Origin of the sequence: Bifidobacterium longum subsp. longum JCM 1217 (assembly GCF_000196555.1) — a bacterium.
In the GTDB taxonomy this organism is placed as follows: Bacteria; Actinomycetota; Actinomycetes; order Actinomycetales; family Bifidobacteriaceae; genus Bifidobacterium; species Bifidobacterium longum.
On record NC_015067.1, the window covers coordinates 930,165 to 951,553 of the forward strand.

Genomic DNA, 21,389 nt, shown 5'->3' on the forward strand with positions numbered 1-21,389 from the left:
TCTCTTCATTGGCTCCCTCGCCGAGGGGAGCTGTCCGCAAAAAAGCGGACTGAGGGGAGCACTGCAGGGAATGTAACGCTCAACTTAAGCCCGGGGCTCCCGCGAAGCGGATGGAAGAAATCTAGGACAACACCCCAACAGCCACCGCCACAATCGCGCCCGCCAATATCACCGGCACATACGGCACCTTGCCCGCATGTGCCGGTGATGTGCGTTGTGGGTCGAATCGCGTCCACAAGGCAATCCATGTGATGCCGGCAACGCCCATCGCCAGCCACCAGACCACCACAGGCAACAGGCCAAACAGTCCGACAGACAATCCCATAGGTATCAGGGCGGTCACATCGCCGAATCCCAATGACCGAGGCACCAGCAACGCCAACGCGAACTGGATCAGGCAACATAGCACGGTGAACAACAGCGCCTGCAACAGCACGAACAGGTCGTTCACCACCACTCCATACGCGAAATCGGCGGCCAGCTGAAGCAACGCGCCCGCAGCCACCCACGCGATCGGCACCCGCCGATGACGAACATCCTCAATGGACAGTGCAAGCCCACATAGCAGACCGGGTAGCGTGAACAGGTATGGCATGGCTTAACATTAACCCCTAGCTAGACGTACACATAGACGTACACACATGAAACGAGGGAAGTTATGCTGCGTTGGCAGACGGCAGGGGAGTCTCACGGAGAAGCATTGGTGGCCATGATTGAAGGGTTGCCGGCCGGCGTGCGTATTAGCACGGACGATATCGTTTCCGCACTGGCACGCCGTCGACTTGGATATGGTCGCGGTGCCCGCATGAAGTTCGAGCAAGACAAGGTCCGTCTGCTGACCGGTGTACGCCACGGCCTGACCCTCGGCTCGCCGGTGGCCATCGAAATCGCCAACACCGAATGGCCGAAGTGGACCGAGGTCATGAGCGCCGATGCACTCGACCATGACCTGCCGCGCGAAGGCCGCAATGCGCCGCTGAGCCGCCCGCGCCCGGGCCACGCCGATCTGACCGGCATGCGCAAGTATGGTTTTGACGACGCCCGCCCGGTACTGGAGCGCTCCAGCGCCCGTGAGACCGCCTCCCGTGTGGCTTTGGGCGAGGTGGCCAAGCAGTTCTTGGATCAGGCGTTCGGCATCCGCACCGTAGCCCACGTGGTGGCGCTTGGTGGCGTGCAGACCAACCCCGACCTGCCTCTGCCCACCCCCGACGATCTGGAAGCGCTTGATGCCTCGCCTGTCCGTACGCTGGACAAAGAGGCCGAAGCCCGCATCATCGAACGCATCAACGAGGCCAAGAAGGCCTCCGATACGTTGGGCGGCGTGATTGAAGTGCTGGCTTACGGTGTGCCTGCCGGCATCGGCACGTATGTGGAGTCCGACCGCCGACTGGACGCGGCTCTGGCCTCCGCGATCATGGGCATTCAGGCGTTCAAGGGTGTGGAGATCGGCGACGGCTTCCTGGAAGCCTCCCGCCCCGGTTCGCAGGCGCACGATGAGATCGTGGTCAACGCCGACGGCCGTATCGACCGTCTGTCCAACCGCGCAGGCGGCATTGAAGGCGGTATGTCCAATGGCCAGGTGATTCGCGTACGCGGTGCCATGAAGCCGATTCCGTCCATCCCCAAGGCCCTGCGTACGGTCGACGTGCTGACCGGCGAATCCGCACAAGCCATCAACCAGCGTTCCGACAGCACCGCCGTGCCTGCGGCATCCGTGGTGGCCGAGGCCATGGTGCGTCTGACTTTGGCGAAGTACGCGCTGGATAAGTTCGGTGGAGACAGTGTTGCCGAAACACGGCGCAACCTTGAGTCGTATCTCGCCTCGTGGCCGGAGCACATGCGCTGAACGAAGGGCGTATGGTTTCGTGACGACTGCCGCGGAACCATCAGCAACTGTACTCACCAATCGTCGAGAGGATTCGTAGATTATGACCGCACGCCCCCGCGCCGTCATCATCGGCATGATGGGAGCCGGCAAAACACGTGTCGGTAAGGAAGTGGCGCATATGTTGCGTCTGCCGTTCGCCGATGCCGATGTGGAGATCGAACGTGAAGTGGGCATGAAGATTCCCTCCTACTTCGAGGAATACGGTGAGCCGGCATTCCGCGAGGTCGAGGCCGATCTCATCGCCGATATGCTTGAGGATTTCGACGGTATCTTTTCGCTGGGCGGTGGCGCTCCCATGACGCCATCCACCCAGCATGCCCTCGCCTCCTACATCGACCATGGCGGTCGTGTGGTCTACCTTGATGCCGATCCGGCGGAAGCCATGGAACGCGCGAACCGTGGGGGAGGCCGGCCCATGCTCAATGGCAACGCCAACTCCCGTTGGAAAAAACTGTTCAAGCAGCGTGACCCAGTATTCCGCGAGGTCGCCAACGTTCATGTCCATACCCGGGGGCTTACGCCTCAGGGCGCAGCGAAGAAAGTGATTGATATGGTATCTGAGCGAGCAGTGCATGTTACCGGAGCGGCAATTGAGCCGTATGATGTGGTCATTGGCGAAGGTGCCATGAACCATCTGGTCGACGTGCTGGGACCCAAACCCGCCAAAATCGCGCTTATCCACACTCAGCCGGTGCAGCGACACTCCGATCGTGCCCGCGCCCTGTTGCGTCAGGGCGGCTATGAGGTTTCCGACATCGTGATTCCGGATGCCGAACCCGGCAAGACCATTACCGTGGCCAACGGCATTTGGGAACGCCTTGGCAACGAAGGTTTCACCCGATCCGATGCCGTGGTGGGGCTTGGCGGCGGTGCCGCAACCGATTTGGCCGGTTTCGTGGCTGCCACGTGGATGCGCGGCGTGCGCTATGTAAACTGCCCGACCTCGCTGCTGGCCATGGTCGATGCCTCCACCGGTGGCAAAACCGGCATCAACACCCCGCAGGGCAAGAACCTCGTCGGCTCGTTCTACACGCCTGCCGGTGTGCTGGCCGACACCAAGACGCTGGCTACGCTGCCCAATGACATCTTCATCGAGGGTCTCGGCGAAGTCGCCAAATCCGGTTTCATCCGCGACCCCGAAATCCTGCATATCCTCGAAGACCACGCAGCTGAACTGCGCGCTTTCGACGGCTCTACATTCCTCGGCTCGCCGCTCGAAGACGTGGTTGCCGAGCTCATTGAGCGCACGGTAAAGGTCAAGGCCTACCACGTCTCCTCCGATTTGAAGGAGAAGGGTCTGCGTGAATTCCTCAACTACGGGCACACGATGGGCCATGCCATCGAAAAGCTCGAGCATTTCCGCTGGAGGCATGGCAATGCGGTGGCCGTCGGTATGGTGTATGCCGCCGAGCTGGCCCATCTGATCGGTTACATCGATCAGGATCTGGTTGACTATCACCGCTCGTTGCTTGCTTCGATGGGTCTGCCGACGTCGTGGAATGGCGGCTCGTTCGACGACGTGCTCGCATTGATGCATCGCGACAAGAAGGCCCGCGGCAATGAGCTGCGCTTCGTGGTCCTCGACGAGATTGGTCACGTCGTACACCTCGACAACCCGCCCGCCGAAGCCGTGGAAGAAGCATTCCGTCGTATCCAGCAGTAATTGAACGGCCGTAGGCCGTGCCGTTCGCCATCCCCTCAGAAAAAAGTACTTGGCTCCCCTCTAACGGAGGTACCCCGGAGTCGGATTTACCTTCTACCTCCCTCTGATGAGGGAGGTGCCCCGAAGGGGCGGAGGGAGAGAAGCACAAACAAAAGGAGTCCCAATGACCAAAGTCATCGTTGTCAATGGCCCTAACCTCGGACGTCTCGGCGTCCGCCAGCCCGACGTCTACGGTCGTCAAGACCTCGACACCCTGCGCAAGCTCTGCACCGAATGGGGCAAGGACCTCGGCCTCGAAGTCGAGGTGCGCCAGACCGACGACGAAGCCGAAATGGTGCACTGGATGCACCAAGCCGCCGACGAGAAAACCCCGGTGGTCATGAACCCCGCCGCCTTCACGCACTATTCGTATGCTCTCGCCGACGCCGCGCACATGGTCATTGACGAGAACCTGCCGCTTATGGAAGTCCATATTTCCAACCCGTCCGCCCGCGACGAGTTCCGCAAGCGTTCCGTAATCAGCCCTGTGGCCACCGGCACCATCACCGGCATGGGTTTCTACGGCTACAAGCTCGCGCTCGATGCTGTGGCGCACTTGCTGAGCGAATAGAACCAAGCCCTCCAGCCAATCCCGGGTAGCAGTCGACGTTGCGCCCGGGATTCCTGTTACCTGAGGAAACCATAAGCGTCCAAGTAAAGGAAGCCATGACTCTCACCGCCACGGAACGTGATCTCGTCGATGCCGCGTCACGCTGGTTTGACGCCCACCGCGCACAGTTCGTCGATGAGCTGTGTGAGCTGCTGCGCTACCCGTCGGTTTCCGACGAATCGGACCCGAATCCTCGTCCGGGCGCGCCTTATGGACCCGAAGTACGCCGTGTATTCGACCATATGCTGGCCAAGGCAGGACGAGACGGGCTGCCTACGCGCGACTACACCGGCCACGTCATGGAAGTCGTTTATCCACAGGAGAACGTGGAGACCGACCGTGACATCGCCTTCGTCGACCACCTCGACGTAGTCCCCGCCGACGACGGTTGGACGCACGATGCCTTCGATCCGCAGGTTATTGGCGATATTGTTATCGGTCGCGGCTCATTGGACAATAAAGGCGTCGCGCTGACCAGCTATTTCCTACTCCGTTTCTTCAAGGAACACGACCACCGTTTCCGCCACCGCGTACGTATACTGTTCGGCGGCTCCGAAGAGATCGCGCTCAACGACATCAAATGGTTCGTCGCCAACATCGGCGCGCCGTACCAGGCCATCGTCACCGATGGTCCCTTCCCGGTGAACAATATCCAAAAAGGGCTGCTCGATGTGGATGTCGAACTGCCGGTCGGGCCGCAATTGCGCGGTTGGCATGCCGGCACCGCCACTAACACGGTTCCCGGGGCCGCCGCAATCACCCTCACCGGCGTCGACGAATCTACCGTGCGGCAAGCATTCTGCCAGAGCGGCAACATCGCTCCAGATATCGCCGAGCGATTGCATATCAACGCAACAGCGCAAGGCGTCACGATTGAGGCCACCGGTGTCGCCGGTCATGCCTGCCAGCCGTCCGGTACCGTAAACGCTATAGCGGTGCTCACTACGGCGCTTGCCCGGTCCGGTCTGCTCGAAGGCCGTGACCTCACTGCAGCGCAGGCGATTGCCCAATGGACAAAAGACTCATATGGCACCGGCTTGGGTATCGATTGCGAGAATGCGGAAAGCGGACCGACTACCGCCAATGGTGGTTTGATTATACCGGCGAATGAGTTCGCTGAAGCAGACAAGGTATTAGGCGCGGTATCAGGTGAGACTTCTGAAGATGCCATCGTATTGCACTTCGACATCCGTTATGCGGTAGGCCAGGCACACGAACAAATCATCGAGCGTATTCAAGCACAAGCCGAAGCGGCGGGCGGCCGCATTGTCGACATCCTTAACGATGACCCATACTACGTGCAGGCTGACGACCCGCGTGTCCAGTTGCTCACCGCAACCTACAACGACGTGCTCGGTTGCGAGGCTCGACCCGTGGCTGTCGGCGACGGCACCCACGCCCGCTTTATCCCGCGCGCACTCAACTTCGGTCCCGAATTCCATGCCGACCATGTGCCGGCGGTCGACGGCATCGACCTGGAGACCCCGCCATTCATCGCACCAGGTGCCGGCAACGCGCACGGTGCCGATGAATGGGCCTCGCTGAAAAACCTGAAAACAGCGTTTGTCCTATATGCGTTAGGCCTAGTGCGTCTCGACCAATACCTGCAATAGCTGGCGGATAAGACGTTTGACGTGATTATGACCTTGCGTATGCTTTTTGACGAGCCTACTATTCGTATTGTTCAAGTACGCCATGTCGGGGCCGACGCGTCTGGTGAACACGCCGGGTCATACACGGATGATAGAGTGAAATTCCATGGTTAGAAGAACACATGGTAATTCTCAAGAACACGTCACCAAGCATATTTTCGTCACTGGCGGCGTTGTCTCCTCTCTCGGCAAGGGCCTGACCGCATCTTCGCTCGGTCGTTTGCTGCGCAGCCGCGGTATCCATGTTCTGCAGCAAAAGCTCGATCCGTACATCAACGTCGACCCGGGCACCATGAACCCGTTCCAGCATGGTGAGGTCTACGTGACCGAAGACGGTGCCGAAACCGATCTCGACATCGGCCACTACGAGCGTTTCCTCGACGTCTTCCTGAGCCAGAAGGCCAACGTCACCACCGGTCAGATCTATCAGGAAGTGCTGCGCAAGGAGCGCGCCGGCGAATACCTCGGCCAGTGCGTGCAGGTCATCCCGCACATCACCAACGAAATCAAGTCTCGTATGCGCGCCCAGGCTTCCGATGACGTGGATGTGATCATCACCGAAATCGGTGGTACCGTCGGCGACATCGAGTCCCAGCCCTTCCTTGAGGCCGCCCGCGAAGTGCGCCGCGATCTCGGCCCGGACAACTGCATGTTCGTGCACGTTTCCCTGGTGCCGTACATTTCCGCCGCCCACGAGCTCAAGACCAAGCCCACCCAGCACTCCGTGATGATGCTGCGCCAGCTCGGCATTTCCCCGGACGCCCTTGTGCTGCGCTCCGACCGCCCGCTCAATCAGTCCATCAAGGACAAGATCTCCCTGATGTGCGATGTCGATGCCGAAGGCGTGGTCAACTGCGTGGATGCGCCGAGCATCTACGATGTGCCGAAGATCCTGTTCGAGGAGGGCCTCGACGCCTATGTGGTGCGTGAGCTCGGCCTGCCGTTCCATGACGTCGATTGGGACGAATGGGCCGACCTGCTGGAGCGTGTGCACCACCCCAAGCACGAGGTCAACATCGCCATCGTCGGCAAGTACATCGATCTGCCGGACGCCTACCTGTCTGTCACCGAGGCCATCAAGGCCGGCGGCTTTGCCAACTGGGCCAAGGTCAACGTCAAGTGGGTTGCGGCCGATCGTTGCGAAACCACCGAAGGTGCGGCCGCCGCTCTCGACAACGTCGACGGCATCGTGATCCCCGGCGGCTTCGGCATCCGCGGCATCGACGGCAAGATCGGCGCTCTGAAGTTCGCCCGTGAAACCAAGCTGCCTGCCCTCGGCCTGTGCCTGGGCCTGCAGTCCATGGTCATCGAATACTCCCGCCACGTGCTGGGCATTGAAGACGCGAACTCTTCCGAGTTCGAGCCCGATTGCGCCAACCCGGTGATCGCCACCATGGAAGAGCAGAAGGACATCGTGGCCGGCAAGGGCGACATGGGCCACACCATGCGTCTTGGCTCCTACCCGGCTGAGCTGGAGGAAGGCTCGCTGGTCGCCGAACTGTACGGCACCACGCATGTCACCGAGCGCCACCGCCACCGTTACGAAGTCAACGTGGCCTACAAGGATCGTCTGCGCGAAGGCGGCCTGCGCATCTCCGGCCAGAGCCCGGACGGCGAGCTCACCGAGTTCGTGGAACTGCCGCAGGACGTGCACCCGTTCTATGTGGCCACCCAGGCTCACCCGGAGTTCAAGTCTCGCCCGACCAAGCCGCACCCGCTGTTCGCCGGCCTGGTCAAGGCCGCGCTCGACCATCAGGCGGCACGCTGACTCACTTTTGTGCCGTGCATAATATCGCGGCATGATGTGCTGGCTGCCGTCATCGGCGTAGCGCAAGACATACGGTAAAGACGTGGTGGCGAAACATCTAATGATGTTTCGCCACCACGTCTTTTTTTGTTGTATGAGCATCATGCAGCATGATGTATTGGAAGGCGACGGTAAAAAATTACCGTTTCTATGGTGTGTTGGTAGTATGCAGATAACGCTTAGTAGGCCATCGCAGAAAGACCGACCATGACCGAACACCTTGATGACTCGACCCAGCAGTTTGCGCCTCTGTTTGGTGCGAATAATGCCGTCAGCGGCACTGTGGCAGACAGTGTGGATGCTGCTGCATCAGATTCCATTCAGGGCGATGAGATGAGGAGGCGCCGCATCTGGCCGTGGGTGGTGATTGCTTGTCTGCTGGTTGCCTTGGGGGCTGCCTGTGGCGGCGGTGTTTGGTTCTTCCAAGATCACGTGCTGCCTGGCACAACGCTATGGGGAAATTCAGTTACCGGCAAAACCGAGCAGGAGATTGTCGACCTAATCAACGACCAGGTCGACAACACCGCGGTACGAGCGAAATACCAGGGGCAGTCGGCGACGTTCACGCTGAAAGATCTCGGCATCGAAGTTGATGGTGAAGCAATCGCATCCGATGTCATCAATGCCCAACGCGGTGACGCATGGTGGCAACAGTATGCGTTCTGGATTACGCATGATGTGGCCCCGCAAATCAATCCCGAGCTCGCTGATGGCAGTGTGGTAGATAAGGCGCTGAACATTGATGCACAAGAACCTGTTGACGCGCAAGTCGCATTGAACGATAACAACAGTGGCTTCAACGTTATTGCGGGAGAAAATGGCCAGGGAGCCAACGCCACCAGCATTGCGAAGCAAGCCATTTCCACAGTGGAGTCATTGGGCAGTGTCCAGCCACAGACCGTTCGGGTGGAACTCGACGTAACCGAACCGACGATTACCAATGCAATTGCCGATGAGGCGAAAACCACGCTGGAAACCCTAGTGAACAATGCCGTGGCCATCAAGGTGGCGGATAAAGACATCGCCACCGTGAATGCGTCCATGCTGGGTTCGGCCATGCGCATCGACGCCAACCAGCAGTCAAAGCTGAAAGACAATGAAGTACGTAATGGCTACGTGGTCTTTGATGCCGATAAGCTGCAGCAATACTATGACGAGCAAATCAAGCCGAATCTCAAATTGGAACGTGAAGACAAGAAGGTCGTCGTCAATAATGCTGGCGAGGTGCTGAGCACTGAAACAGAAGGCCATGATGGCATTGTGATTGCCGATGGCGCGGATACGGAGGTTGGTGCTCGCTTGGCTCAGGTGCTGGCCACGGGAACTGGCTCAGTGAATGTGGACGGCAAGGTAGATCCCAAACAGGAAGTCAAGGTCGCTCATCGCGTGGCGATTGACCTGTCCGACCGTAAGCTCTATGCCTATGAGAATGACACGGTGGTCAAGACATTGAATGTCGTGGTCGCGGAGGGCAACGACAACGTCACCGGCGAATGCGTTGGCATGATGTGTACGCCGACAGGTGACTTCAACGTATGGCAAAAGTTGCCCAGTCAAGATATGAGCGGCACGCTGAATCTTGCCGATGGCACGGTGGAAACATGGGATGTCAAAGACGTGGGCTTCGTCAATTACTTCTCCTCCGGTTGCGCAATCCACCGTATTGCCGGCGGATATGTAGCGGATGCCGTAATGCCCTCCATTGCCAACGGATCTCATGGTTGCGTGGGTATCGGATGGGATGTGGCCGAATGGTTCTACAACTGGTGCAATATGGGCACGAGCGTGCATATCCAAGTGTGATATGCAACAGTGTGATATGTAACAAATACGGCATGCAGTGGTGCGACACATAATGCCGCATACGCGATGTTCGGTGTGCATGGGACAAGCTTGCCCGGCTCCAATATCGCTGTATCGCATTCGTGTAATCAAGCCCACAGCCAATATGCGTCAGGGCGGCTAGTGTTTGCACTTGGGTTCTGCTAGGTTTTCATAGGATTAAGTGTGATACAAGGAAGGCAGGATGGTGACCGAAAACACAGCACCAAACGCCGCCGCTGACGTGGAGATGAGCCAGTATGTGGCTGATCGTACCCGCGTCAACGAGGACAAGATCAAGAAGGATGACGAGATCATCAGCCAGTTCGGCGACTACAACTATGGTTGGCATGATTCTGATGCCGCCGGCGAAGCCGCAAAACGAGGCATTGATGAGAACGTCGTACGCGCGATCAGCGCCGACAAAGGCGAGCCGCAGTGGATGCTCGACATGCGTCTGCGTGGATTCAAGGCGTTCCTCGAAAAGCCCATGCCCGATTGGGGTGTGGATCTCTCCGGCTTCAACGCAGACGACTTCAAGTACTACGTCAAGCCAATCGACAAGCAGGCGAAAAGCTGGGACGAACTGCCTGACGACATCCGCAACACCTACGATCGTCTCGGCATCCCGGAGGCGGAGAAGAACCGCCTCGTCTCCGGCGTGGCCGCCCAGTACGAGTCGGAGGTCATCTACAACTCCATCCAGGAGGACCTGAAGAAGCAGGGCGTCATCTTCGTCGACACGGACACCGCTGTGCGCGAATACCCTGAACTCGTCAAGAAGTACTTCGGCACCGTCGTGCCTCCGGAAGACAACAAGTTCGGTGCCCTCAACACCGCGGCATGGTCCGGCGGCTCGTTCGTATACGTGCCGAAGGGCGTGCATGTGGACATCCCGTTGCAGGCGTACTTCCGCATCAACACCCCGGCCATGGGTCAGTTCGAGCGCACGCTCATCATCGCGGACGAAGGCTCCTACGTGCACTACGTGGAAGGCTGCACCGCCCCGATCTGGTCCGAGGACTCGCTGCACGCCGCCATCGTCGAGATCATCGTCGAAAAGCACGCCCGCGTGCGTTACACCACCGTGCAGAACTGGTCGAACAACGTCTACAACCTCGTCACCCAGCGTGCCTACGTGCGCGAGGGCGGCACGATGGAATGGGTCGACGGCAACATCGGTTCCAAGGCCACCATGAAGTACCCGGCCTGCATCCTCGCCGAACCGTACGCCAAGGCATCCACCATGTCCCTCGGCTTCGCCGGCAAGGGCCAGTACCAGGACACGGGCGCGAAGATGATTCACCTCGCCCCGCACACCAGCTCCACCATCGTCGCCAAGTCCATTTCCCGTGGTGGTGGCCGCTCCGCCTACCGCGGTCTGGTCAAAATCGTCAAGGGCGCGTACGGTTCGTCCAACTCGACCGTGTGCGATGCCCTGCTGGTCGACGACTTCTCCCGCTCCGATACCTACCCGCATGTCGACGTTCGCGAAGACGACGTTTCGATGGCCCACGAAGCCACCGTTTCCAAGATTTCCGAAGACCAGCTCTTCTACCTGATGAGCCGAGGTCTCACGGAGGAAGAGGCGCGAGGCATGATCGTGCGCGGCTTCGTCGAACCGATCAGCCGTGAGCTGCCGATGGAATACGCGCTTGAACTCAACAGACTTGTGGAACTTCAGATGGAAGGATCGGTGGGCTGATTCCGATGACCGACAACACAACACCCGTCAAGGAAATCAAGATTCCGGTCGCCGACCCCAACGACCCGTACGCGATTCCGGCCGCTATGCCGTCCTCCGTGGACCATGCCGTGCGCTCGTTCAACGCAGGCGACTACCCGGAGCCCAGCCGCAAGCAGGACGAATGGCGCTACACGCCTATCGAGCGCATCAACGAGTTCTTCACCGTGTTCAAGCCTTCCGGCGAAACGCAGATCGAAGTCTCCATGATTGACGGCTCGCCGTTGGCCGAAGGCGTGAAGCTCAGCCAGATCAAGCTCGGTGAGGGCCTGTCCGGCACTGTGTCCAAGCCCAACGACCGCGTCTCCGCAGTCGAATGGGAATCCGGCCGCACCGCAACCATTCTGGAACTGTCCGGTGAGATCGCCCAGCCCGTGCTCGTCAAGGTGCACGGCGCGGGGGAGGACCTCGACGCTTTCCATCTGGTGATCGCCGCCGCCGACAAGGCTCATGCGGACGTCGTCGTGGAACACGACGGTGACGCACGACTGGCCGAAGGCGTGGAAATCACCACCGGCAAGGACTCGCACGTCTCCACCACGTTCGTTCAGGAATGGGCCAAAACCGCCAAGCATGTGGCCAACCACCGCATCCACGTCGGCGAAGGCGCATCCCTGCGCCACTCCGTCGTGACCTTGGGCGGCGACATCGTCCGCATCCGCATGGATCAGGACTTCGGCGGCGAACAGGGCGACCTCAACATGCTCGGCATCTACTTCGTGGACCCCGGCGAGCACATCGAACACCGCACGATGGTGGTACACAACCACCCCGACTGCAAGTCCCGCGTGGTCTACAAGGGCGCGCTTGACGGCAAGGGCGCGCACTCCACTTGGGTGGGCAACGCGCTCATCCAGCCCACCGCCCCCGGCACCGACTCCTACGAGCTCAACCGCAACCTGGTCCTGACCCCGGGCGCCATCGCCGATTCCGAGCCGAACCTCGAAATCGAAAACGGCAACATCATCGGTGCCGGTCACGCCTCTTCGGTGGGCCGCTTCGACGACGAGGAACTGTTCTACCTCGAATCCCGCGGCATCCCCGAAACCGACGCCCGCAAGCTCGTGGTGCGCGGCTTCTTCGGCGAACTCGTCGAGGAGATCGGCATTCCCGCCATCTCCGAACATCTGATGACCGTGATTGACCGCCGACTGGCCCGTGGTGAAAACGACGCCATGGCACAGGTCCTCGAAGACAAGTAAGAACAGCATTTTTAGGAGCACAACAATGTCAACACTCGAAATCAAGGACCTGCACGTCCACGTCGAAACCAAGGAAGGCATCAAGCCGATCCTGAAGGGTGCCACCCTGACCGTCCACTCCGGCGAAACCCACGCCATCATGGGCCCCAACGGTTCCGGCAAGTCCACTCTCGCCTACACGTTGGCCGGCCACCCCAAGTACGTGGTCGACTCCGGCGAGGCCCTCCTCGACGGCAAGGACATCCTCAAGATGACTCCGGACGAGCGCGCCAAGGCCGGCCTGTTCCTGGCCATGCAGTACCCGGTCGAAATACCGGGCGTGTCCATGACCAACTTCTTGCGCACCGCCAAGACCGAAATCGACGGCGAGGCTCCCGGTATTCGCCAGTGGGCCAAGGACCTGTCCGCAGCCATGAAGCGCCTCAAGATGGACCCGAAGTTCGCCTCCCGTTCCGTGAACGAAGGCTTCTCCGGCGGTGAAAAGAAGCGCGCCGAAGTGCTGCAGCTCGAACTGCTGAAACCGAAGTTTGCCGTCCTTGACGAAACCGACTCCGGCTTGGACGTGGACGCCCTGCGCATCGTGTCCGAAGGCGTGAACCGCGCCAAGGAAGCCAACCAGTTCGGCATCCTCATGGTCACGCACTACACCCGTATCTTGAAGTACATCAAGCCGGACATCGTGCACGTGTTCGCCGACGGCCACTTCGTCAAGACCGGCGGCCCTGAGCTGGCCGACGAACTCGAAGAGAACGGCTACGACCAGTACCTGCCCGAAGGCGCCGACTCCGAGTCCGCACTGGCCTGAGTCCGTGACCGTGGGAGTCTGACATGCCCTATTCTCGACACGCTCCGGGCCGCTTAGGCCAGGTCTTTACGGTCGCGAACAGGCCATGTCAGACTCCCACTCGTTTCGTACAATTGTTACGTAAGTAGGGGGAACATAATGGTTGATTTTAAGGCGATTCGGGCGCAGTTCCCGATTCTGGATCAGGAGATTCACGGGCACCCGCTCGTGTACCTGGATTCTGCGGCCACCTCGCAGAAGCCGAATGCGGTGATCGACGCCGAGGCGAACTTCTACCGTACAATTAACGCCGGCGTGCACCGTGGTGCGCACGAGCTGGCCGCCCGTAGCACCATGGCCTTTGAGGAGGCCCGAGCCAAGGTGGCCAAGCTGGTCGGCGCGAATGCGGCCGAAGGTGAAGAGGAGGTCGTCGTCACCGGTGGTGCCACGGCCGGACTGAACCTGCTCGCCACCGCATTCGGCAATGCATCGCTGGGGCGTGGGGGAGAAGCCGCCAAGCGTTTTGCCCTGAAGCCGGGCGATGAGATCGTCGTCTCGCGTGCGGAACATCATTCGGTGCTGCTGCCGTTCCAGGAGCTGTCCTACCGTACCGGCGCCACCTTCAAGTGGATCGACCTGACCGAGGACGGCCGTGTGCGTACGGACAACCTCGACGAAGTCATCACCGAGCGTACCAAGGTCGTGGCCGTCACCCACGTGGGCAACGCCACGGGTGCCATCACCAACATCGCCCCGATCATCAAGCGTGCGCATGAAGTAGGTTCGATCTTCATCTTGGACGCTTGCCAGTCCGTACCGCACCTCAAGGTCGATTTCCACGCGCTTGATGTGGACTTCGCCGCCTGGAGCGCGCACAAGATGTACGGTCCTACCGGCGTCGGTTTCCTGTACGGTAAGCGCGACCTGCTCGAAGCCCTGCCGCCGGCCAACTTCGGCGGCTCCATGGTCGAGCTCGCCTACATGGACCACGAGGCCCAATACATGGCCCCTCCGGCCCGCTTCGAGGCCGGCACCCGGCCGGTCGCCCAAGTGGTGGCCGCAGGCGTCGCCGCCGAATGGATGATGAACATCGGGCTCGAGAACATCGAAGCCCATGAGAAGACCATCGCCGCCGAACTGCTCAAGCTCGGCGACGTCGATGGCATTCGCATCCTCGGGCCGCGCGAAAACGTGGACCGCATCGGCACCGTGGCGTTCGACGTGGCCGGCGTGCATCCGCACGATGTGGGCCAGTTCATCGACGCCCAGGGCATCGCGATTCGCGTGGGACACCACTGCGCCCAGCCGGTACACCGCCACTTCGGCCTATACGCATCCAACCGTGCCTCCTCCGGTGTCTACAATTCGGTCGAAGATGCCCAAGCGTTGGTCGAAGCGGCCAAGGGCATCCGTAAGTTCTTTGGAGTGGAGTAAAACAGAACACCATGAACGAATTCGGTATGAGCGGGGATGACCTCGAACAGATGTACCAAGAGGTCATCCTCGAGGCGTCGAAACATCCGCATGGCAAGGAATCCTTTGCGCCCAACGCAGCGGTCGAACAGTCCGCGGACGCAGCGGCCAATGTCACCGTACAAGCCAGCCACGAATACTGCACGCCCGGTGAATCGCACCAGTTCAACCCGACCTGCGGCGACGAGGCGACCATCCATGTCGAAGTCTCCGATGACGAACCGCACACCATCAAGCGATTGGTGTGGGACGGCCACGGCTGCTCCATTTCGCAGGCCAGCCTGTCGGTGATGGTCGATCTGGTGGACGGCAAAACCGTTGACGAGGCCATGGATCTGGAACAGACATTCCACAAGCTGATGGAATCGCGCGGTGCCGGTCTGGACGACGAGAACCTGGAAGAAAAGCTCGGCGACGCCGTGGTATTCCAAGGCGTGTCGAAATACCCTATGCGCATCAAATGCGCTCTGCTAGGCTGGGAAGGGCTGAAGGACTCCATCGCCAAAGCCCTCGCTGCAAAGAACTGAGGAAATATGTCCAACGATAATTTGGTTCCCGAACCACAGCCGTCCGTTTTCGATGCTGTCAACGGCGTCCTGCAGGACGAGGAGGCCGCTCGCCGCGTGATGGCCAACCCGGCCTTGGCCAAGGGCTTCCCGAACGGACGCCCGATCGAGCACTCTGCTGCGTCCGGCGATGACACCTGTGCGTGTGGCGGTCACCACGGCAAATGCGGTTGCCAGGATGACGAACAGTCCGATGGCAGCGAGATTCCGATCAAGGCGATTGACGATATCGGCCGCGCCACTGCCGAAGACGTGCGCGAGGCACTGCATCAGGTGATTGATCCGGAGCTTGGCATCGACGTGATCGATTTGGGTCTGGTCTACGGCATTGAGATCGATGAGCTAGGCCGCGCCATTATTACGATGACGCTGACCACGCCGGCCTGCCCGCTGACCGACCTTATCGAGGACGAATGCGCATCCACGCTGGCCGGTCTGGTCGAGGAGTTCCGCATCGACTGGACGTGGGATCCGCGCTGGACCATGGAGCGCATCACGCCCGAAGGCCGCGACCAGCTCGCCGCCCTAGGCTTCAGCTTCGACAATATGCCAAAGTACTGATAGCGCTTAGTAAGTTCCCTCATCAGAGGGAGCTCTATACGAGAAAAGCCCCGCATGATGCGGGGCTTTTCCATGTCTGGACTGGTCAATCAGTCATCGACGATGGTGTTCTTCGGGACAACCGTGATGCCATCCGGCGTGACGGTGAAGCCACGGGCCAGATCGTGCTCGGTATCGATGCCGACAGTGGAGTTCTCGGTGAGCACCACGTTCTTGTCAAGAATCGCCTTGTACACGCGGGCGCGGCGGTTGATGACTACACCGTCGAACAGCACGGAATCGACAATCTGTGCCCACGAGTGGATACGCACATTGGGGGAGAGCACGGAGTGGTGCACTTCACCGCCGGAGACGATCACACCGGGGGAGACGATCGAATCGGTGGCGTGGCCCAGACGGTCGCGGCCGGCGTGCACGAACTTGGCCGGCGGCAGGTTGCCGGACATCGTGTAAATCGGCCAATCCTGGTTGTACAGGTTGAACTCGGGCACATAGGCGATCAGATCCATGTGCGCATCGTAGAACTGCTTAATCGTACCGACGTCGCGCCAGTAAGCGTGATCAGTGGCCGTGGAGCCCGGAATCTCGTTCGAGTTGAAGTCGTAGACGCCGGCTTCGTTGCGGGAAGCGAAGTACGGGGCGATGTCGCCGCCCATGTCGTGCTTGGTGTCGGCAGCCTTCTCATCGAGAGCCAGAGCCTCGAACAGGGCCTTGGTGTTGGCGACGTAGTTACCCATGGAGGCCAGAATCTGGTTCGGATTGTCCGGCAGACCGGTGGTGGTGGGCGGCTTCTCCTGGAAGTTCTTGATCATGTTCGGGTGATCGGGATCGACCTCAATCACACCGAACTGGTTCGATTCCTCGATGGGCTGGCGGATACCGGCCACGGTGAACTCGGCGCCGGACTCGATGTGCTGCTGTACCATCTGTTCGAAGTCCATGCGGTAGACGTGATCGGCACCCACGATCACCACGATGTCCGGCTGGACATCCTCGATGATGTTGATGGTCTGGTAGATGGCGTCGGCGGAGCCGAGATACCAGTGCTTGCCGAGACGCTGCTGCGCGGGCACAGGGGAGACGTACGAGCCAAGCAGCGGGGAGAAACGCCAGACCTGGGAGATGTGGCGGTCAAGCGAGTGAGACTTGTACTGGGTGAGCACCACGACCTGACGGTACCCGGAGTTCACCAGGTTGCTCAACGGGAAATCGATCAGACGATACACACCACCGAAGGGAACGGCGGGCTTCGCGCGATCACGGGTTAACGGCATCAGGCGGGTCCCCTCACCACCTGCAAGCACAATCGACAGAATCTTGGGATTCTTGGTCATCGTAACTGTCCTCTCTGTTACTGAGCGTCTTTCGACACCGCACTGCCGGGCCGGATGCTTCCTTGCATTCGGTTTACATAGTTAATAATTGCAGAAAAAAACGAACATGCAAGGCTTTCGCCCCCGCGTGCCGTGAACTTGCGATGAACAGTTTCGTAGATTTGTTAAGGATCCGGCCTTTTCGGAGCGCGTGCGATTCCTTAGCGTGTCGCGTAGAACGCCACTGCGCTGGATGCCGCCACGTTCAGGCTATCCACGCCGTGGCTCATCGGAATCTTCACGGTCAAATCGGCGCGGGCAATCGTATGGTGGGACAGGCCGTCGCCCTCGGTACCGAAGATCAGCGCGAGCTTGTCGATATGCGTCGGATCTTCGGCAGGCGCGTGCAGACGGCGTGTCAGTTCGTCCAACGAAATCGAACGATCCTCCAATGCCATGGCCACGGTGGTGAAGCCCAGCGACTTCAACTCGTCGATGCCCTGGAACGGCCAGTAATGCTTGTTTTCGGTGCCGTCGTCGTTGAACCCGGTGATACGGGTCCACGGAATCTGGAATACGGTGCCCATCGACACGCGGGCGGCGCGTCGGTACAGCGGATCACCGCAGGAGGGTGTGACCAGCACGGCATCCACATCGAGCGCGGCCGCCGAACGCATCAGTGCGCCCACATTGGTGTGGTCCACGATGTTTTCCATTACTGCCACGCGGCGGGCGCTCTTGCAGACCTCGGCTACGGAGGGCAACGGCCAGCGTCGCATCGCGCATAGGGCGCCGCGATGCAAACGGTAGCCGGTCAGACGCTTGAGCTGCTCAGGTGAGGCCACGTAGACGGGAATATCCGCGCCCCAGCGCCCGTCGATGAAGTCGAAGGTGTCTTTCATGCCCTCCAGCCAAGGTTCCTCGACCAGCAGTGACAGCGGTTCGCGGTCAGCGGCCAGCGCGCGGTCGATAACCTTGGGGGACTCGGCGATGAACACGCCCTTGGCTGGTTCCAAGCGATTACGCAACTGCATTTCGGTGAGGCTCACATACGCTTCGACGCGCGGGTCGTCGACGGTGTCCAGCGTGATGAACTGCATTGGTGGCCTTTCGTGTGTGCAGATAACGAAAAACCCCTTGCAATGCAAGGGGTTTATCTGTGCCCGAGACGGGACTTGAACCCGTACGCCTGTATAAAATAGGCACTAGCACCTCAAGCTAGCGCGTCTACCATTCCGCCACCCGGGCAGGTGTCGTTTGGACAACGAGTAGATAGCTTAGCATGAAATTACAGGGATGCAATTCGCGCGTGTGCCCGGCGTGTCGCGTGTAGCCTTGAAGTCATGACTGATGCCCTTTTTCTTTTCGACCCGCAGGTCGACGACGTCCCGGTGAACAGCGACGAACTCCACGCCGGCTGGAAGCTAACCCTGCCCGCTCACATCAAGCGCCATGCCGTGCAGGCCATGCGACTCAAGGCAGGGGACAGCCTGCAACTTTCCGACGGCAACGGCTTGAGAATCCAGGCAGTGATGGCCGATCCTGAAGCCGGACTGGCTGAAGTCGTGGAAGTGGGGCGCGAACCCGAGCCGCTCACCCGTTTGGCGCTGATTCAGGCATTGGCGAAAACCGGCCATGATGAGCAGGCCATCGATATGGCTACTCAGATTGGCGTCGACCAAGTGGTGCCATGGCAGGCGGACCGATCCATTGCCAAGTGGAAGGTCGGCCGTACAGACAAGAAGTGGAATTCGGTACTGGATGCCGCCACCGAGCAGTCGCGGCGCGCCTTTAAGCCGCAACTGGAGGCGTGCGCGTCCAGCAAGGAGGTCGTGGCCATCTGCCGCAGGGCCTGCGTGCATGGCGATGTGGTGATTGTGCTGCATCAGGATGCTACCGATACGTGGTCCGGCGTGGAGGAGAAGGTTGCGCAGTTGGTGGAACGCACGCTCCAGGACGGCCGGCCGCGGACTGTCAGTGTGGTGGTCGGGCCTGAGGGCGGCATCAGTGAGCAGGAGGTAGCTGATTTCGTCAAGGCCGGAGCGGTGAGCTGCGTACTGGGGCGCAATATTCTGAGAGCCGCGACGGCCGGTCCTGTAGCGTTGTCGCTGTTGTCTCGGGTGTTGGGACGTTACGAGTAACGCCCACGCGCTAAGCTGGTGCGTAGCAACATCAAACCAAGGAGCATGATGAGCGAATCCGACGATTGCCTGTTCTGCAAGATCATCGCAGGGCAGATTCCCAGCAGCAAGGTCTACGAGGACGAGACGACCTACGCATTCAACGACATCAATCCCAAGGCCAAGGTCCACGTGCTCGTGGTGCCCAAGAAGCACTACGCCAACGTCGCCGAACTTGCCGCCGGTGACCCGACCGAGCTGGCCCACATCGTCTCCATTGCGCAGAACATCGCCGACAAGGAATTTCACGGCGCCTACCGACTGGTGTTCAACACCGGTCTCGACGCCGGCCAGACCGTCTTCCACGTGCACGCGCACGTGATGACCGGCGAAAAGCTCGACGAGTAGTAGGGGAATATCCGCTTCGTGGCAACGACTACACGTACCATCACCATCCCGCCCCAACTTGACCCCGTCGCCGTGCTCGGCCCGGTTGACGAGGTCATTCGCGAGGTAGAGCGCGCCTTTCCGGACCTGACGATTATCGTGCGCGGCAACCGCGTGGCGATCGTCTCCCGCTCCAAGCAGACCGAAGCCCAGGCCGCACAGGCCGAGGATTTGGTCAATACCATCATCCAAGCCGCCTACACCGCGCCTATGGACGCCGACACCGTGCGTCGCATGCTCGACCAGAACGTGCTCAAGAACCACGTGCGCCTCGAACATCCCGGTCACGGCCCGGTGCGTGACAAACTGGCGCAATCGACCTCAAACGAACGCGCCCATGCACGTTCTGCCGGCTCCCACGACCCGACGTACCGCAAGCCCACGGTTCCCGGCGTCATCACCTTTGCTGCCGGCGTGCCGGTCCGTGCGAAAACCGCCGGACAAGTGGCCTACGTGAACGCCATCGAATCGCACACCATCACCTTCGGCATTGGCCCCGCAGGCACCGGCAAGACGTATCTGGCCGTGGCCAAGGCTGTGCGTGCCTTCCAGGACAAGCAGATTCGCCGCATCATCCTCACGCGCCCGGCCGTGGAGGCCGGCGAAAGCCTCGGCTTTCTGCCCGGCACGCTGAATGACAAGGTTGACCCGTATCTGCGCCCGCTGTACGACGCGCTTGGCGACATGCTCGGCGCCGACCAGCTCAAGCGGTACATGGACGACGGCTCCATCGAAGTGGCGCCGCTCGCCTACATGCGCGGCCGTACGCTGAACGACGCGTTCGTGATCCTCGACGAGGCTCAGAACACCACCGAACAGCAGATGAAGATGTTCCTGACCCGTCTGGGCTTCAACACCACGATGGTCATCACCGGCGATATCTCGCAGGTGGACCTGACCGTGCCTCGCTCGGGACTGGCCACCATCGAACGCATCCTGGGCGGCATCAACGACATCGCATTCGTGCATCTCAAAACCGAGGACGTGGTACGTCACCAGCTGGTCGGACAGATCGTGGCCGCCTACGACCGTCACTCCGCCATCGCCGGCGACCACCGCGACATCGAACGCAAGGGCCGCCGCAACCATACCGACTTCGATGCCCGCCAGCAAGCGGATTCAACCAACCAAAGCGAGACAGACGATGAGCGTTGACGTCACCAATGAAACCCAGTGGGTCATCGACCCCAAGGTCTTCTCCGATTTGGGTATTTGGGTACTCGACCAGATGCGCGTGAGCACCCAGTCCGACCTGACCATCATGTTCGTGGATCCCGATCCCATCGCCGAACTGCACATGCGTTGGATGAACCTCGAAGGCCCGACCGACGTGATGAGCTTCCCGATGGACGAGCTGCGCCCCGGCGACGGCAAAACCGTGATGGAAGGAGTGCTCGGCGACATCGTCATCTGCCCGTGGGTCGCTGCCCAACAGGCTGCCGCAGCCGGGCACAGCACCATGCAGGAGATGCTATTGCTCACCATCCACGGCATCCTGCACCTGCTCGGCTACGACCACGTGACCCCCGAGCAGGAGCGCCAGATGTTCGGCCTGCAGCGACAGCTGCTGCTCACCTTCTTCGCCCTACGCCACGATGCCAACGTGCAGGCCACGCTGCCCGCCGGCACACCCGACGCGCTGGCCCTGTACGACGCCGCGCACGGTGCTGGCCGCGACCTCGATTCCAAATAAGCTCCC

19 protein-coding genes and 1 tRNA gene are annotated in these 21,389 nt (G+C 60.4%); 16 read left to right on the plus strand and 4 right to left on the minus strand.

The features are described from left to right. Positions 1-121 precede the first annotated feature (121 nt). The gene (locus BLLJ_RS03820) at positions 122-595 is read right to left on the minus strand and encodes a prepilin peptidase (RefSeq protein ID WP_007053382.1); all 474 of its coding nucleotides are present in this window, start codon (positions 593-595) and stop codon (positions 122-124) included. Positions 596-658: 63 nt separating this feature from the next. Here BLLJ_RS03820 and aroC point away from each other — a divergent pair, with 63 nt between their 5' ends. The 12 genes from aroC to BLLJ_RS03880 all read left to right on the plus strand — a co-directional run bounded on the left by aroC (position 659) and on the right by BLLJ_RS03880 (position 15,810). Then, complete coding sequence (gene aroC, locus BLLJ_RS03825; RefSeq protein ID WP_007052139.1) at positions 659-1,846, plus strand: chorismate synthase; 1,188 nt, start codon at positions 659-661, stop codon at positions 1,844-1,846. Between the two features lie 82 nt (positions 1,847-1,928). Then, positions 1,929-3,551, plus strand: a complete 1,623-nt coding sequence (locus tag BLLJ_RS03830; protein WP_007052140.1) for a bifunctional shikimate kinase/3-dehydroquinate synthase — start codon at positions 1,929-1,931, stop codon at positions 3,549-3,551. Between the two features lie 163 nt (positions 3,552-3,714). After that, entirely contained in the window at positions 3,715-4,161 is a 447-nt protein-coding gene (gene aroQ / locus BLLJ_RS03835) for a type II 3-dehydroquinate dehydratase (RefSeq protein ID WP_007052141.1), read from the plus strand. A gap of 95 nt (positions 4,162-4,256) precedes the next feature. Beyond that, the gene (locus BLLJ_RS03840) at positions 4,257-5,813 is read left to right on the plus strand and encodes a Sapep family Mn(2+)-dependent dipeptidase (protein WP_013582529.1); all 1,557 of its coding nucleotides are present in this window, start codon (positions 4,257-4,259) and stop codon (positions 5,811-5,813) included. Positions 5,814-5,958: 145 nt separating this feature from the next. Beyond that, positions 5,959-7,620, plus strand: coding sequence for a CTP synthase (locus BLLJ_RS03845; RefSeq protein ID WP_007052143.1), 1,662 nt, complete (start codon positions 5,959-5,961; stop codon positions 7,618-7,620). A 246-nt stretch (positions 7,621-7,866) separates the two neighbouring features. After that, entirely contained in the window at positions 7,867-9,462 is a 1,596-nt protein-coding gene (locus tag BLLJ_RS03850; RefSeq protein ID WP_013582530.1) for a L,D-transpeptidase, read from the plus strand. Between the two features lie 223 nt (positions 9,463-9,685). Next, entirely contained in the window at positions 9,686-11,185 is a 1,500-nt protein-coding gene (gene sufB, locus BLLJ_RS03855) for a Fe-S cluster assembly protein SufB (RefSeq protein ID WP_007055081.1), read from the plus strand. Between the two features lie 5 nt (positions 11,186-11,190). Further along, positions 11,191-12,426: a Fe-S cluster assembly protein SufD gene (gene sufD, locus BLLJ_RS03860; protein WP_007052146.1), complete on the plus strand. Its 1,236-nt coding sequence runs from the start codon at positions 11,191-11,193 to the stop codon at positions 12,424-12,426. A gap of 25 nt (positions 12,427-12,451) precedes the next feature. Further along, a complete protein-coding gene (sufC, locus tag BLLJ_RS03865) occupies positions 12,452-13,231 on the plus strand; it encodes a Fe-S cluster assembly ATPase SufC (RefSeq protein WP_007053376.1) in 780 nt (259 codons plus the stop codon). Positions 13,232-13,369: 138 nt separating this feature from the next. Beyond that, on the plus strand, positions 13,370-14,644 hold the full coding sequence (locus tag BLLJ_RS03870) for a cysteine desulfurase (RefSeq protein ID WP_013582531.1): 1,275 nt from the start codon (positions 13,370-13,372) through the stop codon (positions 14,642-14,644). Between the two features lie 11 nt (positions 14,645-14,655). Continuing rightward, positions 14,656-15,210, plus strand: coding sequence for a Fe-S cluster assembly sulfur transfer protein SufU (gene sufU / locus BLLJ_RS03875; RefSeq protein WP_007052149.1), 555 nt, complete (start codon positions 14,656-14,658; stop codon positions 15,208-15,210). 6 nt (positions 15,211-15,216) lie between these two features. Continuing rightward, positions 15,217-15,810 (plus strand): metal-sulfur cluster assembly factor, encoded by a 594-nt coding sequence (locus BLLJ_RS03880; protein WP_007052150.1) that lies wholly within the window; start codon positions 15,217-15,219, stop codon positions 15,808-15,810. 89 nt (positions 15,811-15,899) lie between these two features. Here the strand turns inward: BLLJ_RS03880 and glgC are convergent, their stop codons facing one another. The 3 genes from glgC to BLLJ_RS03895 all read right to left on the minus strand — a co-directional run bounded on the left by glgC (position 15,900) and on the right by BLLJ_RS03895 (position 18,371). Then, the gene (gene glgC, locus BLLJ_RS03885) at positions 15,900-17,144 is read right to left on the minus strand and encodes a glucose-1-phosphate adenylyltransferase (RefSeq protein ID WP_007052151.1); all 1,245 of its coding nucleotides are present in this window, start codon (positions 17,142-17,144) and stop codon (positions 15,900-15,902) included. Positions 17,145-17,344: 200 nt separating this feature from the next. Continuing rightward, entirely contained in the window at positions 17,345-18,223 is an 879-nt protein-coding gene (locus tag BLLJ_RS03890; protein ID WP_007055088.1) for a TrmH family RNA methyltransferase, read from the minus strand. 60 nt (positions 18,224-18,283) lie between these two features. Next, positions 18,284-18,371, minus strand: a tRNA-Leu gene (locus BLLJ_RS03895). Between the two features lie 95 nt (positions 18,372-18,466). Here BLLJ_RS03895 and BLLJ_RS03900 point away from each other — a divergent pair. From BLLJ_RS03900 to ybeY, 4 genes are read left to right on the plus strand one after another with little or no spacing between them, the layout of a single operon-like run. Further along, entirely contained in the window at positions 18,467-19,264 is a 798-nt protein-coding gene (locus tag BLLJ_RS03900) for a 16S rRNA (uracil(1498)-N(3))-methyltransferase (RefSeq protein WP_007052153.1), read from the plus strand. 48 nt (positions 19,265-19,312) lie between these two features. Further along, positions 19,313-19,651 (plus strand): histidine triad nucleotide-binding protein, encoded by a 339-nt coding sequence (locus BLLJ_RS03905; RefSeq protein WP_007057286.1) that lies wholly within the window; start codon positions 19,313-19,315, stop codon positions 19,649-19,651. 18 nt (positions 19,652-19,669) lie between these two features. After that, positions 19,670-20,845, plus strand: a complete 1,176-nt coding sequence (locus BLLJ_RS03910; protein WP_007052155.1) for a PhoH family protein — start codon at positions 19,670-19,672, stop codon at positions 20,843-20,845. Continuing rightward, positions 20,835-21,383, plus strand: coding sequence for an rRNA maturation RNase YbeY (gene ybeY / locus BLLJ_RS03915; protein WP_007052156.1), 549 nt, complete (start codon positions 20,835-20,837; stop codon positions 21,381-21,383). Before BLLJ_RS03910 ends, ybeY begins: the two co-directional genes overlap by 11 nt. The last annotated feature ends 6 nt before the right edge of the window (positions 21,384-21,389 follow it).

What these genes read in the sequence shown, in the direction of transcription:
- BLLJ_RS03845 (WP_007052143.1), top strand. Translation starts at nt 5,959, where the DNA reads ATGGTTAGAAGAACACATGGTAATTCTCAAGAACACGTCACCAAGCAT.
- BLLJ_RS03870 (WP_013582531.1), top strand. Translation starts at nt 13,370, where the DNA reads ATGGTTGATTTTAAGGCGATTCGGGCGCAGTTCCCGATTCTGGATCAG.
- aroC (WP_007052139.1), top strand. Translation starts at nt 659, where the DNA reads ATGCTGCGTTGGCAGACGGCAGGGGAGTCTCACGGAGAAGCATTGGTG.
- BLLJ_RS03830 (WP_007052140.1), top strand. Translation starts at nt 1,929, where the DNA reads ATGACCGCACGCCCCCGCGCCGTCATCATCGGCATGATGGGAGCCGGC.
- sufU (WP_007052149.1), top strand. Translation starts at nt 14,656, where the DNA reads ATGAACGAATTCGGTATGAGCGGGGATGACCTCGAACAGATGTACCAA.
- BLLJ_RS03850 (WP_013582530.1), top strand. Translation starts at nt 7,867, where the DNA reads ATGACCGAACACCTTGATGACTCGACCCAGCAGTTTGCGCCTCTGTTT.
- ybeY (WP_007052156.1), top strand. Translation starts at nt 20,835, where the DNA reads ATGAGCGTTGACGTCACCAATGAAACCCAGTGGGTCATCGACCCCAAG.
- BLLJ_RS03890 (WP_007055088.1), bottom strand. Translation starts at nt 18,223, where the DNA reads ATGCAGTTCATCACGCTGGACACCGTCGACGACCCGCGCGTCGAAGCG.
- BLLJ_RS03905 (WP_007057286.1), top strand. Translation starts at nt 19,313, where the DNA reads ATGAGCGAATCCGACGATTGCCTGTTCTGCAAGATCATCGCAGGGCAG.
- aroQ (WP_007052141.1), top strand. Translation starts at nt 3,715, where the DNA reads ATGACCAAAGTCATCGTTGTCAATGGCCCTAACCTCGGACGTCTCGGC.
- BLLJ_RS03840 (WP_013582529.1), top strand. Translation starts at nt 4,257, where the DNA reads ATGACTCTCACCGCCACGGAACGTGATCTCGTCGATGCCGCGTCACGC.
- sufD (WP_007052146.1), top strand. Translation starts at nt 11,191, where the DNA reads ATGACCGACAACACAACACCCGTCAAGGAAATCAAGATTCCGGTCGCC.
- glgC (WP_007052151.1), bottom strand. Translation starts at nt 17,144, where the DNA reads ATGACCAAGAATCCCAAGATTCTGTCGATTGTGCTTGCAGGTGGTGAG.
- BLLJ_RS03900 (WP_007052153.1), top strand. Translation starts at nt 18,467, where the DNA reads ATGACTGATGCCCTTTTTCTTTTCGACCCGCAGGTCGACGACGTCCCG.
- BLLJ_RS03820 (WP_007053382.1), bottom strand. Translation starts at nt 595, where the DNA reads ATGCCATACCTGTTCACGCTACCCGGTCTGCTATGTGGGCTTGCACTG.
- sufC (WP_007053376.1), top strand. Translation starts at nt 12,452, where the DNA reads ATGTCAACACTCGAAATCAAGGACCTGCACGTCCACGTCGAAACCAAG.
- sufB (WP_007055081.1), top strand. Translation starts at nt 9,686, where the DNA reads ATGGTGACCGAAAACACAGCACCAAACGCCGCCGCTGACGTGGAGATG.
- BLLJ_RS03880 (WP_007052150.1), top strand. Translation starts at nt 15,217, where the DNA reads ATGTCCAACGATAATTTGGTTCCCGAACCACAGCCGTCCGTTTTCGAT.